The organism is Ruminococcus sp. OM04-4AA (assembly GCF_003462585.1).
In the GTDB taxonomy this organism is placed as follows: Bacteria; Bacillota; Clostridia; order Lachnospirales; family Lachnospiraceae; genus Mediterraneibacter; species Mediterraneibacter faecis.
This window is the reverse complement of sequence record NZ_QTZH01000017.1, coordinates 1-15239: the sequence shown is the minus strand read 5'-3', so window position 1 is coordinate 15239 and position 15239 is coordinate 1. Positions and strand designations below refer to the sequence as shown.

The 15239-nt window shown below is 39.5% G+C and carries 14 protein-coding genes and 1 pseudogene; 14 read left to right on the top strand and 1 reads right to left on the bottom strand.

Features of this window, described 5'->3' with window-relative positions; translation table 11 throughout:
- Positions 1–1740 (top strand): ABC transporter ATP-binding protein, encoded by a 1740-nt coding sequence (locus DXB52_RS06985; protein WP_118106835.1) that lies wholly within the window; start codon positions 1–3, stop codon positions 1738–1740.
- 203 nt (positions 1741–1943) lie between these two features.
- On the opposite strand, the gene DXB52_RS06980 is transcribed toward DXB52_RS06985, so the two are convergent.
- A complete protein-coding gene (locus DXB52_RS06980; RefSeq protein WP_015540893.1) occupies positions 1944–2519 on the bottom strand; it encodes a helix-turn-helix domain-containing protein in 576 nt (191 codons plus the stop codon).
- A 372-nt stretch (positions 2520–2891) separates the two neighbouring features.
- Between DXB52_RS06980 and DXB52_RS16155 the strand changes: the two genes are divergently transcribed.
- The 13 genes and pseudogenes from DXB52_RS16155 (at position 2892) to DXB52_RS06915 (ending at position 15050) form a co-directional block, all read left to right on the top strand.
- Positions 2892–3053, top strand: a complete 162-nt coding sequence (locus tag DXB52_RS16155) for a hypothetical protein (protein WP_181980259.1) — start codon at positions 2892–2894, stop codon at positions 3051–3053.
- A gap of 110 nt (positions 3054–3163) precedes the next feature.
- Positions 3164–3409, top strand: a complete 246-nt coding sequence (locus DXB52_RS06975) for a DUF6870 family protein (protein ID WP_008369874.1) — start codon at positions 3164–3166, stop codon at positions 3407–3409.
- A gap of 113 nt (positions 3410–3522) precedes the next feature.
- The gene (locus tag DXB52_RS06970; protein WP_008369875.1) at positions 3523–5196 is read left to right on the top strand and encodes a recombinase family protein; all 1674 of its coding nucleotides are present in this window, start codon (positions 3523–3525) and stop codon (positions 5194–5196) included.
- Positions 5197–6852: a recombinase family protein gene (locus tag DXB52_RS06965; RefSeq protein WP_118106834.1), complete on the top strand. Its 1656-nt coding sequence runs from the start codon at positions 5197–5199 to the stop codon at positions 6850–6852. It abuts the gene before it with no gap.
- Positions 6845–8407 (top strand): recombinase family protein, encoded by a 1563-nt coding sequence (locus DXB52_RS06960; protein ID WP_118106833.1) that lies wholly within the window; start codon positions 6845–6847, stop codon positions 8405–8407. The genes DXB52_RS06965 and DXB52_RS06960 overlap by 8 nt, the downstream gene beginning before the upstream one ends.
- 285 nt (positions 8408–8692) lie before the next feature.
- Positions 8693–8899, top strand: a complete 207-nt coding sequence (locus tag DXB52_RS06955; protein ID WP_054753198.1) for a helix-turn-helix domain-containing protein — start codon at positions 8693–8695, stop codon at positions 8897–8899.
- The gene (locus DXB52_RS06950) at positions 8889–9746 is read left to right on the top strand and encodes a KilA-N domain-containing protein (protein ID WP_118106832.1); all 858 of its coding nucleotides are present in this window, start codon (positions 8889–8891) and stop codon (positions 9744–9746) included. Before DXB52_RS06955 ends, DXB52_RS06950 begins: the two co-directional genes overlap by 11 nt.
- A gap of 362 nt (positions 9747–10108) precedes the next feature.
- Positions 10109–10354, top strand: a complete 246-nt coding sequence (locus DXB52_RS06945; RefSeq protein WP_207659440.1) for a hypothetical protein — start codon at positions 10109–10111, stop codon at positions 10352–10354.
- Between the two features lie 64 nt (positions 10355–10418).
- A pseudogene (locus DXB52_RS06940) lies at positions 10419–10502 on the top strand (SEC-C metal-binding domain-containing protein); the annotation flags it as partial.
- Complete coding sequence (locus tag DXB52_RS06935; protein WP_118106831.1) at positions 10481–10765, top strand: hypothetical protein; 285 nt, start codon at positions 10481–10483, stop codon at positions 10763–10765. The pseudogene DXB52_RS06940 and the gene DXB52_RS06935, both read left to right, overlap by 22 nt.
- Positions 10766–11032: 267 nt before the next feature.
- A complete protein-coding gene (locus DXB52_RS06930; RefSeq protein ID WP_118106830.1) occupies positions 11033–14086 on the top strand; it encodes an SrtB-anchored collagen-binding adhesin in 3054 nt (1017 codons plus the stop codon).
- A 244-nt stretch (positions 14087–14330) separates the two neighbouring features.
- Complete coding sequence (locus tag DXB52_RS06920) at positions 14331–14651, top strand: YdcP family protein (RefSeq protein WP_472520012.1); 321 nt, start codon at positions 14331–14333, stop codon at positions 14649–14651.
- 15 nt (positions 14652–14666) lie between these two features.
- Positions 14667–15050, top strand: a complete 384-nt coding sequence (locus tag DXB52_RS06915; protein ID WP_118106829.1) for a YdcP family protein — start codon at positions 14667–14669, stop codon at positions 15048–15050.
- Positions 15051–15239: the final 189 nt, after the last annotated feature.

Here is a 15239-nt window from a genome sequence, read left to right as displayed (position 1 = left end):
ATGTTTGGGATTCTGGCAAAATTCTTTCGTTTTTCAGGCAGGGAAAATGGCAATAAATTTAAACTGTCGATAGTGATCGGACTCATGGAGGCTCTTGCCTCAGCAATGAAGATTCCGGCTATTATGTACATACTGATTGGTCTGCTGAGTGGGAAACCGACAGGAAAATATATTGGAGGCTCCGTTGCGATTATGGTTCTTGCAATTGTAGTCGACGTAATCTGCAAGAGATACTCTACAGTGCTTCAGACAGAGGGAGGATATAATGCAAGTGCTTTTATGAGAATCAAGATTGCAGAACATCTGCGATATCTGCCGATGGGGTACTTCAATTCCAATAGTATCGGGGAAATTTCTTCCATTACAACCAATACAATGGAAATACTTGGCGATGTGGCTGCGAGAGTGGTTATGCTGACCATGCAGGGAATTCTGGAAACATCCATGATCATTCTGATGTTGTTTCTTTTTGACTGGAGAATCGGACTGATCGCCGCAGCAGGAGTACTTATTTTCTTTGGAGTCAATTCTGTGATGCAGAATGTGGGAAAAAAAGATTCAGAGCAAAAAGTGGTATGCGATACAGAACTTGTAAACCAGATCATGGAGTATCTGCAGGGAATATCAGAAGTAAAATCATACAATCTGCTTGGAAAAAAGGCAAAGAGATTAAATGATGCAAATGAAGCATGTGAAAAGATCAATACAAAGATGGAGATGTTGTTTGTTCCCTATCATTTTCTGCAAAGTGTGATAACAAAAATCACAGGTGCAGTGATTGTAGCATGCAGTGCATATTTTTATATTAATGGAACTATGAGTGCGGTCTATGCGATCGGTATGACAATTTCAGCATTTATGCTTTATGCCAGTCTGGAATGTGCAGGAAATTATTCCTCTCTTTTACATGTGGTAAGCGTATGTGTAGATAAAGCAAATGCAATATTGGAGCTGGATACCATGGATATCGACGGTAAAGAAATACAGCCGGAAAATTACGATATCAGACTTTCTAATGTTTCGTTTTCTTATGACAAACGGAAGATCATTGATGATATATCGCTCTCTATTCCGCAGAAAACGACGACAGCAATCGTTGGACCATCTGGTGGAGGAAAATCAACACTTTGCAATCTGATTGCCAGGTTCTGGGATGTGGATTCCGGGGAAGTGACACTTGGAGGTGTGAATGTAAAAGACTACAGCATGAACAGTCTGATGAGTAATTTCTCATTTGTGTTTCAGTCGGTGTATTTGTTTGCAGACACCATTGAGAATAATATTAAATTCGGACGCCAGGATGCAAGTCATGAGGAAGTGGTGGAAGCGGCGAAGAAAGCATGTTGTCATGATTTCATCAGCAAACTTCCGAATGGATATGACACAGTGATCGGAGAAGGAGGAGCCACACTTTCCGGTGGTGAGAAACAGCGTATTTCAATAGCCAGAGCAATCATGAAAGACGCACCAATCGTTATATTAGATGAGGCAACAGCAAATGTTGATCCGGAGAATGAAAAGGATCTGATGAATGCAGTAGATGCACTTACAAAGGAAAAAACGATTATTATGATTGCCCACAGATTAAAAACAGTCAGACATGCAGACCAGATTGTGGTTATTGACAAAGGAAGAATTGTACAGCAGGGAACACATGAGCAGCTAATGAAGCAGGAAGGTATTTATAAGAGATTTGTGGATGCAAGGCAGCAGGCAGTAAGCTGGAAACTGGCCCACTGAGAAATAATCCACAGTTGGAGAATATCCAAATTGAATTGTCTGAAAGAGATTTCATTTAAGTTTCTCTAAGTTTCACTTGTATAGGTGGAATGAGGAAAATTCAATAGAGCAATATGAAAAAAGCACTGAAAACCGTTGGACTAATGGTTTTCAGTGCTTTCTTCTTTGGTTAAAGAGAAAAAACATAATAAATTTAAGTTTTGCTAAGTTTCACTAAGTTCTGCATTTGCAGATCGCCATTGCCTTTTCGGCTCATATTTCCCACACCCATCACAGGTCTGTGGCCAGTTAATTTTCCACTCAAAATACTCATCTCTGGTAATTTTACCGGATTTCAATTCTTCTTTTCTGAGAACCCATTCTTTCATAAAATCATTGAGAACTCCATAATTGAACCACATACCAACAGGTGGATGAGCCGGCCAGTTATCAGAATCATGATAACGGACAGCGGTATCCTCACTGGAATTGCATTTTTCACCCGGATAGGTTTCTAACTGAAAGAGATTAATAGCTGCTGGGTTAAATTCATCAATCCAGAATAGGATTTCTATAAGTTCAGATGCATCCATAGTAGTCGGTTCGTGTAGTACCAGTGGATTTACATCCAGAATCTTAGCCATTTCAGTTACAAGATCTTTACGGGGAACCCTGTAATTTGTTTCGTATTGGGCTAGGCGGTTTGCACCTTTATCACCCCAACCGAGGGCAGCACCAAGTTCTGCCTGCGTCATATGCCGGAATGTCCGGATTTTTTTTATTTTATCACCGATTGTCATATCAGATTTCCTGCTTTCTTTTTGATAAATCTATTTTACTACCAAAAACAATGAATGTAAACAGAAAGATTCGCATTGAAGCGAATAAAATACTTGACATTCGCATTAAGGCGAATTAAAATAACAGTACAATAAAGATTCGCACGAAAGCGAATGTACAGATGAGGATAAATAGTTTTTGCAAATTATTGCAAAATGAGGTTGGTAAAATCCTTCTGTCAGGCTTTATTAGTGAGAGGATTTTTTTGAAGTGAACAACATTTTGGTGTTTCCAGGCTGTAATAAGTGAAAGGATATTCAAAAAAACTCTTTTGTACCTTGAAAATTACATGAGCTGTATAATCTGATCTCACAGATGCCATAACCCTGTAAATGATTTTATGGGCGAGCGTCGAAGATACTCCGGAAACGACTGGTAAGCTTGCGAAGAAGCTGGCAGTATTCAGAAATACTCTGATAGAGGTTGACTGTGACGTTGACAACGGGTTATACAAATGGAAGCCAACACGCCGAACAGAATATGCAATGCCATAGTAATAGATAAAATTTGAGAACAAAATGTGAAAGGTAAGGTGATGTGATTGAGAAAATTGTAGGTATAGGACAACTGATACAAAGAATATGTTGGAAAAGAGGTGAGCATCATGGTGAATCAGTCGGTAATAGATTCTAGTGTTGATCTGGAGCAGTTAAAGGACATTGAAGATTTAATTCCTGATATGGATAAAGCTATTTCTGAGAAAGTGGAAACTTTTCTGGATAAATCCGGCGATCAGCCGTATGCTCACATGAATGAAGGATATGTAGTGGTTGTGGAGATGACAGGAGAAATGGATGCCACAGATGCCATTAGTGATTATCTGAGAAAAAGGACGGAGTTGATGTATTAAAATGTCTTGCAAAGGTACAGATGTTATGTTAATGTGAGGTCAGGGAAAATGAACGTGATACATGGTTTCTGACTTCAAATTCAATGGAATAAGTAAGTTGGGAGCGATGTAAAATGGAACAGATGCAAATGAATATGCCAGATATATACGATGCTGCATTGTATCTTCGATTATCGAAAGATGATATGGAAGAGGGCGGTGCGAAGTCAGAGAGCAACAGCATTGCAAATCAGAGAGAGTTACTTCGGAGCTTTGTAAAAAGCCAGCCGGATATTCAGATCTTTGATATATATGTGGATGACGGATACTCAGGAGGAAATTTTGATCGACCTGAGTTTAAACGAATGACAACTGATATAGAAGCTGGAAAAGTAAATTGCGTGATTGTAAAAGACTTATCCAGATTCGGAAGAGAATATATAGAAGCCGGGCGATGGATCGAAAAGACCTACCCGGCTTTAAATGTGCGTTTTATTTCAGTTACAGACCAGTTTGACAGTAAAACAGCAGATTTTTCAGAGAAGTCATTTGTAGTTCCAATCAAAAATTTCGTAAATGAAAGCTATTGTCGGGACATTTCCGGTAAAGTGCGAAGCCACCAGAAAATCAAACGTGAAAAAGGTGAATTTATTGGAGCGTTTGCCCCGTATGGTTACTGCAAAGATCCAGAGAATAAGAATTGTCTGGTGATTGATTCTTATGCATCAGATATTGTAAGAAAAATATTTTCGTGGAAAATTGATGGATTCAGTCTTGGAGCAATCGCAGAAAAACTGAATGTACGTCATGTGCAGTCGCCAAAAGAATATAAAAAGGCAAATGGCGAGAATTACAATTCTGGATTTCACAGCTCAGACACACCGAAATGGTCGGCAGTGCAGATTAAAAGGATTCTGACCAACGAGGTTTACATTGGAAACATGGTGCAAGGCAAGCAGGAACGAATCAGCTATAAGGTAAAGCAACGTCTGGATAAGCCAGAATCAGAGTGGGTGAAAGTAGAAAATACGCATCCGGCAATAATCAGGCAGAATGATTTTGATGTGGTGCAGAAGCTACTTCAGTATGATGGCAGGGCATCGAAAACATCGGACAGTGCAAACTTTTTTTCGGGTTTTGTATTTTGCGGAGATTGCCATACACCGATGATACGCAGGGTAAATCAGTATAAGGGAAAGAAAAAAGCCTTTTATATTTGCCAGACAAAAAATAAAGGTGGAGATTGCACCAGACACAGTATTCCGGAAGAGGTGCTGAAAAGGATTGTATTGAAAGAGATTCAGGCATATACGGCACTTTTCGTAGACTATCAGATGATTATGGAAGAACTTTGTGAAATGAAAGTCAGTTACGATCAGGTAATCGGTTATGATACGCAGATTAGTAAGTTGCAGGAAGAATATAACCGTTATTACAGCCTGAAAGCATCTTTGGGTGATGACTTGAAAGAGGGATTGATCAGCAAAGAGGAGTTCGATGATTTTCGGGAAAGTTACGGAAGAAAATGTGAAGAACTGGAGCAGATGATTGAAAACCAGAAAAAACTGGTAAAGCAAATGTTTGAGGGTGGAGTGTCTGCAACTGTTCAGTTGGAGGACTGGAAGAAATCACTGGAAATCAAAGAACTGGATCGCACATTGCTGGCACTGACTGTAGATAAAATCTATATTTATGAAAACAAACAGATCAAAATTCATATCCGTTATCAGGATATGATTGAGAAAATGAAAGTCATAAGACGGTTTTATGCGGAACACCGGACAGAGTGCAGGAAAGAGGTGGGATAAATGGCAAGGACAGCAAAAAGATATAAGAAAAACACAGAGAAGAAAGTTCTTGGGATTCCGGTATGTATGGCTGCAATTTATGTCAGATTATCCGTAGACAGTGATGAAAAAAAGTCAGAACCTATTGAAACACAGGTTACGCTGATAAAAGAGTTCATTCAGAAGCACAATGAAAATCCGAACAGAGAGTATGAAATTGCTGTATATAACATTTATTCTGATCTGGGAAAAACCGGAACAAATTTTGACAGACCGGGATTTGAACGGATGATGAATGATGTCAGGGAAGGTAAAATAAACTGTATTCTGGTAAAGGATTTCTCACGATTTGGAAGAAATTATATCGAAACTGGCAACTATCTGGAAAAGATTCTTCCTTTTATGAAAGTGCGGTTTATTTCTGTATGTGACAACTATGATTCATTTGCACCGGATGCCAAGAATCAGGAATTATCCATGAATATCAAGAATCTGGTGAATGATGCTTATGCGAAAGACATTTCCGCAAAAGAACGGGCAGCGAAACGTATTGCACAGAAAAATGGTGAGTATGTGGGATCTACAGCTCCATATGGATATTGTGTGGAAAAGATAAATGGAATTTATAAGTTGATGGTGGAACCGGAAGCTGCAAAGATTGTCCGCAGGATTTTTGAAGAATATGCTTCGGGAGATGGCGTACAGAGCATTATTGACAGGCTGTTTGAGGATAGGGTACATCGGATTTCAGATTATAACCAATATCATCATGTGTACTGTCAGGACGGAGAGAACCTTCATCAGTGGGGAAATTCTTCGATACGTGCAGTGCTGAACCGGAATAATTATTATGGCGATCTGGTTCAGAGAAAATATGAATCCAGATTTCAAAGAGGTGAAAAATGGTGTGACATATTGGACGAGAGCCAGTGGATTATTACGCCAAATGCCCATGAGCCAATTATTAGCAGAGAATTGTTTGAAAAAGCACAGGTCAGGCTAAAAGCAGCACAACAGAAAGCAACAAAAACTACTGCAGGGTGGGAAGATGATGAAAGAGCATTTTACAATGTATTCTATTGTGGTGATTGTAAGCGGAAAATGTGTACACGTAGATACAGAGGCAATGTGTATTACTTTTGCAATGCTGCCTGGTATCGGGATGAAAGAAAATGTAGTCACAAATCTATTTCCGAAGAGAAGCTGCAGAAAATTGTCCGTTCGGAGCTAACCAGACAGTTTCAGTTATCTGGATTGCGGAAAAAGGATATGTCTGCTATAAGCAGTGCGGTATTTCTTTCCAAAATCAATGAGATTCAAACTGAGATCAGAAAATTGGATGCAGATAGGGAAAGACGTTCAGAAAAACTGGCACAGGCATTTATGAAATATAAAGAGGGTGAATTTTCCAAAGAAGCCTATATAGAAATGAAAGATGACCGTAATAACTGGAAAGAGTTTTGTGAAGAGAGAAAGAAGTCTCTGGAGCAGACCATACGAAAGCTGGAAAAACAACAGAAAAAAGAAGCCAGATTTTTACGAAGTCTGTTGGAACTGGATGGGACAACCAGAATCAATGCGGAACTTGCGGAGGGCTTGATTGAAAGTATGTATCTGTATGGTGATGGCAGACTGGAAATCAACTTCGGGTTTAAGGGGGCGGTAGAACATGAGTGATCAGAAACTGATTATTGGATATTACCGTCTTTCCATGGAAGATGATTCAGAGGGAGAAAGTAACAGCATTATCAATCAGAGAAAACTGGTAAAAGATTATATTTCCAATATCCCGGAACTGGCTTCTATGCCATTTCAGGAGTTCTACGACGATGGATATTCTGGTTCCAGTATGGAGCGTCCGGCAATTAAGCAGGTTCTGGAACTTGCTAGGGAGAATAAAGTGCAGTGTATTGTGGTAAAAGATTTTTCACGTTTTGCCAGAAACTATATTGAGATGGGAACTTATCTGGAACAGATTTTTCCATTCCTGGGAATACGATTTATTTCTATCTCAGACCGATATGATTCTAAAGATTATATAGGAAAGAGTTCCGACATCGAAGTACAGTTTAAAGGACTGATCGCAGATTTTTATGTGAAAGACCAGTCTGTAAAGGTAAAATCGGCAGTCAGTACCAGACGAGGAAAAGGTGAGTATTGCTGTGGATCTGCACCTTATGGGTATCGAATCAATCCTGAAAATAAGAAAGAACTGGTGATTGTAGAGGACGAAGCAGAAGTGATTCGCAGAGTATTTGAACTGACAAATCAGCGGTATTCCAAGATGGAGATTTGTCGGTTATTTAATGAAGAGGGGGTACTGACTCCCTTGCAGTCCATGAGCAGACGACAGAAATCAGACAGCAAGAAAGCTGCATCAAGAGGACTGCAGTGGACGAGTGATATGATACGGAAGATTGTGGATGATAAAACTTATATAGGCTGTATGGTCTATGGAAAGACAAAAATTCCAGATCCCGGAACAGGGAAAGAAGTACCGGTACCGAGAAATCAGTGGAAAGTGATGGAAAATCATCACGAGCCGATCGTATCAAAAGAAATTTTTGAAAAAGCACAGTCCTTGCAGATCAGATACACCAAGAAAAGCAAATTCGACAGGGAAACAACATTGTTAGGTGGCTATGTGAAATGCGGAAATTGTCGCAGAAGCCTGACTTCAAGCAGTCCGGTTCATGGTCATATCCTTTATAGCTGTGCTTACAGTAAAGGAAAAGAAGATACAGGATGCTTTGCCGGAAAAGCTGATAACAAAATGCTAGAGCATATCGTGCTGGCAGAAATTAAGGCATATTTACGTCAGAATATCAGCCAGGAACAGATGCAGCAATCTATGAGAAAACAGCATACGGACAGCATAGAAGCCTATGAGCTGGAAAGTACGGACTGTGAAAAACGTCAGGAGCAGATAAAGCTTCAGAACCGTCAGAACTATGAGAAGTATCATGAGGGACAGATGAACCAGAAACAGTTCATGGAAGCCAAGAAGCAGTTGGAAGAAGAAAGAGAACGATTGCAGAAATGTATACAGGAGTTGGAAGAACTGATAAACGGTGAGAAAGAAATCCTGATGAAAAAGAATGTTCCGGTGGAGCAGATGTTGATGTATTTAGGCTATGAAAAGCTGACACGAGAGATGCTGGAAGAATATGTGCAGGGGATATATGTGTATGATGATGGGAGAGTGGAGGTGGAATGGAAATCACTGGCTTGATTTGTAGCAATAATGTAACGTCCACTACTACTGAACTTGTAGCAATGACGTTACATCCTCCCTGCTGATTTTGTGACAACAATATAACGTCCTCTGTTCCAAAACAACGGTTTTATGGGAAAAATCGAGGAAAAAGTGGCAAAAAAGTTTGTAGCAATGACTTGACATCCTCGGGGAGATTATGCCTTTCAGAGAGCATACCAAAATGAAGATGATAGATGTTGTAATAAATGAAAAAATATGTTACGATACATACACAATGTGTAAATGAAAAGGGAAGAGAAAATGGAAATAAAAGATAAAATAAAAGAATTACGAGAAAGTACCGGAATGAACAGAAAGGAATTTTGTAAATATTTTGAAATCCCATACAGAACAGTAACAGAGTGGGAACGAGGAACCAGAAAGATGCCGGATTATGTATTACGTTTGCTGGCGTATAAAGTAAAGATGGATGATCTTATTGTAAAGGAAGATGTGAATGAAGAATAAAGTAATTGAAGTACAAAATGTGCATATTTCAATTTCGAAACAGAAGTTAGATGATTACATTTGCATTACAGATATTGCTAAGGCTAAATCAGATTCTGTCAGGGCAGCAGATGTGGTAAGAAATTGGTTGAGAAATCGTGGTACTTTGGAATATTTGTCTGTATGGGAACAGATATATAATCCCTATTTTAAAGTGTTCGAATCCGAACACTTTAAAAAGCAAGCAGGGTTATTGACTTTTACACCTAGTGTTTCGGAATGGGTAAATGAAACAAATGCCATTGGATTATATGTGAAACGTGGAAAATATGGTGGCACATATGCACACAAAGACATTGCCTTTGAATTTGCATCTGCGATCAGTCCGGTTTTTAAATTGTATTTAATTAAAGAATTCCAGCGGTTGAAGGAAGAAGAAAACAATTCTGAACAAAAGGAATGGGATGCAAAACGTTTTTTAAGTAAAAATAATTATCTGATCCAGACGGATGCTGTAAAAAGATACTTGCTTCCTCAAATGAATTACAGAGAAAACCTTCAATGGCTGGCATATGCGGAAGAAGCAGACATATTAAATGTAGCATTATTTGGATTTACGGCGAAAGCATGGAGAGAGGCAAATCCTGAACTTGCGAAGAAAAACAATGTCAGAGATTTTGCAACAATTAATGAATTAACAGTTCTATCCAATCTGGAATCACATAATGCACAGATGCTGCGTGAAGGAAAAGAAAAAGGAGAAAGATTCAAAATATTACAAGAGATTGCTGAATATCAGCTGAATGTCTTGAATGCAGCTGAAGAGATCAAAATGATAGATAGTGATGGAGCACTGTCAGAGGTATGAACCACAGGGTGAGTATTTTGTAAAATGTTTTGCTTATGTAGCTTATTTTATAAAGGTTGAATTGTCATTGCCATTACCATTGCCAATGGCGATGATAACGGCAATGAAAGTGGCGATAATATGACAATGACGTTACATCCTCCCCACTGATTTTGTGACAACAATATAACGTCCTCTGTTCCAAAACAACGATTTTATGGGAAAATCGAAGGAAAAAAGGTCAAAAAGTTTGTAGCAATGACTTGACATCCTCGGGGGTATTATGCCTTTCAGAGAGCATACCAAAGTAACTGCCTTTTTGTGAAGAAAATTGCGAGTATAAATAACAGTAAAAGATGAAGTATTTTGGAGAGGGAGATTAAATGGCAAACTTAAGATTAAAGAAACTGATATTTGAAGTTGTAGATAATCAGTTAAGAGAAAATAATCCGCCTGTAACAAAGGAATCTTATGACAAACTGATCGATGCAGGATATTCTGCGAGAGAGGCGAAAGAAAAAATAGGTGCGATTGTAATAGAAGAAATTTATGATGTAATGAAAGAAAATCAGCCTATGATGAAAAAAGATATACGCAGGCGTTACGGAACATGGTACAGCAGTGTATAGACTATGAAGATACATATGAAATTCTGACAGAATGGGACGAATGGGGATTCAGCAGCCGATTGTAAAAGAGAAGAAAGTGTATCCAAATGATCCCTGTCCATGTGGCAGTGGAAAAAAATATAAGAAATGCTGTGGAAGAAAAAAGTAAGTGGAGAATATTTCAGCTGGGAAAGTTTTTTTGCAGCAGTTTTAATAGAAGAGACAAAAGACAGTTATATGGCATATACAAAACGAAAAATAAATCCGGCCTATTTAGACAAAACAATGAGTGGAGCTATTTTAAAACAGATGGGTAAAATTAAGCGAGAAGAAATGATAAATGATAGGAAAATCATATTAAAATTAGTGGAAATTAAAGAACAGTTTGTTTTAATGGAAATATTTTATATAAAAAACACAATAAAAATCTGATTATCCGCTAAAACACAGTATCTATCAGCATTTTCAAGGAAACAAACACATCAATTTACTACTTATTTACTACTAACGAATGAGCCTTGATACGCAAGTTTTCCTAGATATGCAAAGATATTATGGTACAACACATCAGTATTGAAACAAGAAAAAATTAAATATTTTATAGACTATGGAACGCCTAAAATGACGTTCCTTTTCTATTTCCAGCCGTTCATTATGGACGGCTATTTTATTACCCAAAATGAAAGGAGCATTAGATTTATGAAAAAGATGTTAAAACGATTGTGTACGGGCTTTTTAGCTCTTGCGACTGTCGTTACTGCTTTACCAACTACACCCGTTCATGCAGAAAGCAAGCAATACTGGACGGAAAGTGCAGAGCGTGTCGGTATCATTGAAAAAGTAATGAATGACGGTTCTATCGGTTCTACATTCAATGAGGGCATGATGAAAGTTGAGGGCGAAACTGCCTATTGTATTGACATCAATACAGACTTTAAGAATGGCTATAAGACCAGAGCTGACGCAAGTTCACGCATGAGTGCCGACCAGATTTCAGATGTGGCGTTATCCTTAGAGTATGTCAAACAGTATGGCGAAGTTCACAAGGAATTGAATTACAAACAAATCTATCTGTTGGAACAATGTGTTGTCTGGCAGAGATTGAGCGTACATCTTGGCTGGCAATGTGATAACGTGCGAGCTTCTTATAATGAAATTCCAAAAGCTACGCAGGACGAAGTTTTCGCTGGTGCAAAAGCCTTTGTCAAAGAGAATAAAGGACGCTATGAATGTGGCGGTTATATCTACTCTGGCGAGGGGCAGGAATTGGGACAATTCTGGGCGAAACTGAATGTCGGAAATGCGAAACTGCAAAAGACTTCCAGTAATACCAGCATTACAGACGGTAACGGAAATTACTCTATCGCTGGTGCAACATACGGTGTCTTTGCTGATAAGGACTGCACGAAACAGCTTGCCACCCTTACGACTGATGAAAATGGCAATACGAATGTTGTAGAGGTAACGGCTGGCACAGTATATATCAAGGAATTATCTGCACCAGCAGGATATAAAGTGGATAAAACAGTCTATCCATTGACAATCAAAGCTGGCGAAACAGCAATCTTAAAAGTATCAGATACACCAAAGGTAACAGACACTTTGATTGAGCTTTTTAAGATTGATATGGAAACACAGAAAGACAATCCGCAGGGGAACGCTTCTCTAGCAGGTGCGGAATTTACATGGAAGTATTATGCTGGCTTCTACAACAAAGACAATCTCCCTGCCGAAGCTACTCGTACATGGGTCACAAAGACACTCGCTGAAACAGACAGCGACGGGACAACTCATTACATCACAAAATTAGGGGACGCATACAAGGTGTCTGGCGATAACTTCTATATGCAGGACGGTAAAGCAGTTCTTCCTTTAGGAACACTAACTGTTGAGGAAACAAAAGCTCCAAACGGTTACTTGTTAGACGGTGCATATATGCAGGCTGGCGATAAGTCCGAACAGATTAAGGGCTTATATGTAACACAGATTACCGAGGACGGCGACCTTGCTGTATTGGCTGGAAGTAATCAGTTTTCTGTATCAGACAAGGTTATCCGTGGCGGTGTCAAAATTCAGAAACGAGATTTAGAAACGGGCGATACAAAGCCACAAGGAAGTGCTACTTTGAAAGATACTGCCTTTGACATCATTTCCTTAAATGATAATGTGGTATTGGTTGAGGGCAAGCTATACAAGAAAAATGAAGTGGTAAAAACAATCCATACAGACATTGAGGGTGTCGCTTCTACTTCCGCTGACCTTTTACCTTATGGAAAATTCCGTATCGTTGAGAGTGAAGCTCCAGACGGTTACTTGACAGACGGTGCGAAACCGATTGATTTTGCAATCACAGAAAATGGAAAAATCGTGGACTTAACCGACAAAGCCCATTCTATCTACAATCAGATTAAGCGTGGAGATATTGAGGGCGTAAAAATCGGTGCAGGCACACACAAGCGTCTTGCTGATGTTCCCTTTAGGATCACAAGCAAGACAACGGGAGAAAGTCATGTCGTGGTAACTGATGATAACGGGCAGTTCTCCACTTCTGCTGACTGGGCTTCTCATAAGCACAATACCAACGCAGGAAAGACCAGCGAGGACGGTGTATGGTTTGGAACTTCTGAACCAGATGACAGCAAAGGGGCATTGCCTTATGATACTTACATCATTGAGGAATTACGCTCTGACAGCAACAAAGGCTTTGAACTTATCCCACCATTTGAAATCGTAGTATCAAGAAACAATCTTGTGATTGATTTAGGGACTTTGACTGATGAATACGAAAAAGAAATCTCTATCCATACCACAGCGACCAGCAAGGACGGCGAAAAGACAATCCTTGCAGGAAAAGAGGTTACGATTGTTGATACCGTCAAATTAGACGGACTTACAAAAGGCACAAAATATCAGTTGAAAGGCTGGCAGATGTTAAAGGAAGAAAACGCCGAGCTTATCATTGACGGAAAGCGTGTAGAAAATGATTATACCTTTATCGCTGATGATGAAGAAATGAAAGTGGAAATTTCCTATACATTCAATGCGTCTGCTTTAGGTGGCAAGAACCTTGTTACCTTTGAAGAATTGTATGATTTAAGCAATCCAAACGAACCCGTAAAAGTTGCGGAACACAAAGACATTGAGGACGACGGACAGACGGTACTTATCACAGAGCGTATCATCAAAATACATACGACTGCTACGGATAAGGACGGCAACAAAGAGATTGAAGCAGGAAAAGACGTTACAATCATTGATACCGTAACTTTAGAGGGCTTAGAAGTCGGCACACAGTACAAACTTGTGGGCTGGCAGATGTTGAAAGAAGAAAATGCAGAGCTTCTTATCAATGGAAAACGTGTGGAAAGTGATTACACCTTTACCGCAGACAGCGAAACTATGAAAGTGGAAGTTGCCTTTACCTTTGACGCTACTTCTCTTGACGGCAAACAGCTTGTAACTTTTGAAGAATTGTACGATTTCAGCAATCCAGACGAGCCGAAGAAAGTTACCGAGCATAAGGACATTGAGGACGAGGGACAGACGATTACCTTTAAGGAAAAGCCCGAAGTCCCAGAAGAACCAGAGCAACCCGAAACACCACAGACACCAGAAAAGCCTAGCAGACCGAGCGACAGTCCCAAAACGGGCGATAACACAAACCTTTACGGACTGCTTGCACTTCTTATGACTTCTGGTGCTGGACTGGCAGGTATCTTCTTCTACAAACGCCGTAAAATGAAGAAATCATAAGGCGGTAACGGTATGAGGAAAGAAAAATCACGTTCTCCGCCGAAGCTGTCAAACGGCAGACGTCCGCTTATTCTGGCTTGTCTGCTACTTACCTGCAAGAACACGGATAGTCAAGGGTGCGAAGCATTGATTTTACCCTTTACTATCTGGGGGCTTGCTGGTACTTCCCTAACCGCCAGAATAAGAAATCACAATCAATTAACTTATCAAAAATAGAAAGAAATGAGGTAAAAACAATATGGAAATGAAATATGTCGTGCCAGATATGGCACAGTCTTTTGGAACTCTTGAATTTGCAGGCGAAAGTGAGCCTATCTTTGAAAGAGATAAAAATAACCGCAGGGTCTTAGCCAGACGAAGCTATAACCTATATTCTGACGTACAGAAAGGCGAAAATGTTGTGGTAGAAATTCCCGTGCAGGCTGGCGAAAAGCATTTTAAATATGAGCAGAAAGTAAAACTTGTCAATCCGAAGTTATATGGCAGAGGTTACGCAATCGGGGATATGGGACATACCGATTATGTGTTGCTTGCTGATGATATTGTAGCAGTTGAAGAAAAGTAAAGGAGTGAAGAATTTATGAGATTATCAAACGGGTTTGTCATTGACAAAGAGAAAACATTTGGAGAATTAAAATTTACAGCGGTGCGTGATGTGTTCTTACAGAATGAGGACGGGACACCGAGTACCCAGATTAAAAAGCGTATCTATGATTTGAAGTGCAGTCTGCATGGTGGAATTATCCCCGTATCTGTACCGCCAGAAGTACCGTTAAGGGATTTTCCGTACAATGCAGTTGTGGAGCTTGTCAATCCAGTAGCCGATACGGTATCACGAAAAACCTATACGGGTGCAGATGTGGACTGGTATGTAAAGGCAGAGGATATTGTATTGAAAAATAAAGGCAATCAGAACGCAGGCAGTCCACAGAACCATACACCGCAGGGACAGCCGAAAAAATAGGCTTACTGAATAGATTTTCATTGTAGCGGATATATGGAACTGTTATAATATGGGTATGAAGAAACGGACAAATAATAAGGTGTAAAGGAGACCAGCTATGAAAGATAAAAACATTTTAATTTGTGTGGGAATAATTATTTATATTGCTATGTCTGGAATTGATAGATTTGTTTATCATATACCTAATAT

Excerpts from the sequence above, each read along its gene's own strand:
- DXB52_RS06985 (WP_118106835.1), top strand. The coding sequence starts at position 1 with ATGTTTGGGATTCTGGCAAAATTCTTTCGTTTTTCAGGCAGGGAAAAT.
- DXB52_RS06980 (WP_015540893.1), bottom strand. The coding sequence starts at position 2,519 with ATGACAATCGGTGATAAAATAAAAAAAATCCGGACATTCCGGCATATG.
- DXB52_RS16155 (WP_181980259.1), top strand. The coding sequence starts at position 2,892 with ATGATTTTATGGGCGAGCGTCGAAGATACTCCGGAAACGACTGGTAAG.
- DXB52_RS06975 (WP_008369874.1), top strand. The coding sequence starts at position 3,164 with ATGGTGAATCAGTCGGTAATAGATTCTAGTGTTGATCTGGAGCAGTTA.
- DXB52_RS06970 (WP_008369875.1), top strand. The coding sequence starts at position 3,523 with ATGGAACAGATGCAAATGAATATGCCAGATATATACGATGCTGCATTG.
- DXB52_RS06965 (WP_118106834.1), top strand. The coding sequence starts at position 5,197 with ATGGCAAGGACAGCAAAAAGATATAAGAAAAACACAGAGAAGAAAGTT.
- DXB52_RS06960 (WP_118106833.1), top strand. The coding sequence starts at position 6,845 with ATGAGTGATCAGAAACTGATTATTGGATATTACCGTCTTTCCATGGAA.
- DXB52_RS06955 (WP_054753198.1), top strand. The coding sequence starts at position 8,693 with ATGGAAATAAAAGATAAAATAAAAGAATTACGAGAAAGTACCGGAATG.
- DXB52_RS06950 (WP_118106832.1), top strand. The coding sequence starts at position 8,889 with ATGAAGAATAAAGTAATTGAAGTACAAAATGTGCATATTTCAATTTCG.
- DXB52_RS06945 (WP_207659440.1), top strand. The coding sequence starts at position 10,109 with ATGGCAAACTTAAGATTAAAGAAACTGATATTTGAAGTTGTAGATAAT.
- DXB52_RS06935 (WP_118106831.1), top strand. The coding sequence starts at position 10,481 with ATGCTGTGGAAGAAAAAAGTAAGTGGAGAATATTTCAGCTGGGAAAGT.
- DXB52_RS06930 (WP_118106830.1), top strand. The coding sequence starts at position 11,033 with ATGAAAAAGATGTTAAAACGATTGTGTACGGGCTTTTTAGCTCTTGCG.
- DXB52_RS06920 (WP_472520012.1), top strand. The coding sequence starts at position 14,331 with ATGAAATATGTCGTGCCAGATATGGCACAGTCTTTTGGAACTCTTGAA.
- DXB52_RS06915 (WP_118106829.1), top strand. The coding sequence starts at position 14,667 with ATGAGATTATCAAACGGGTTTGTCATTGACAAAGAGAAAACATTTGGA.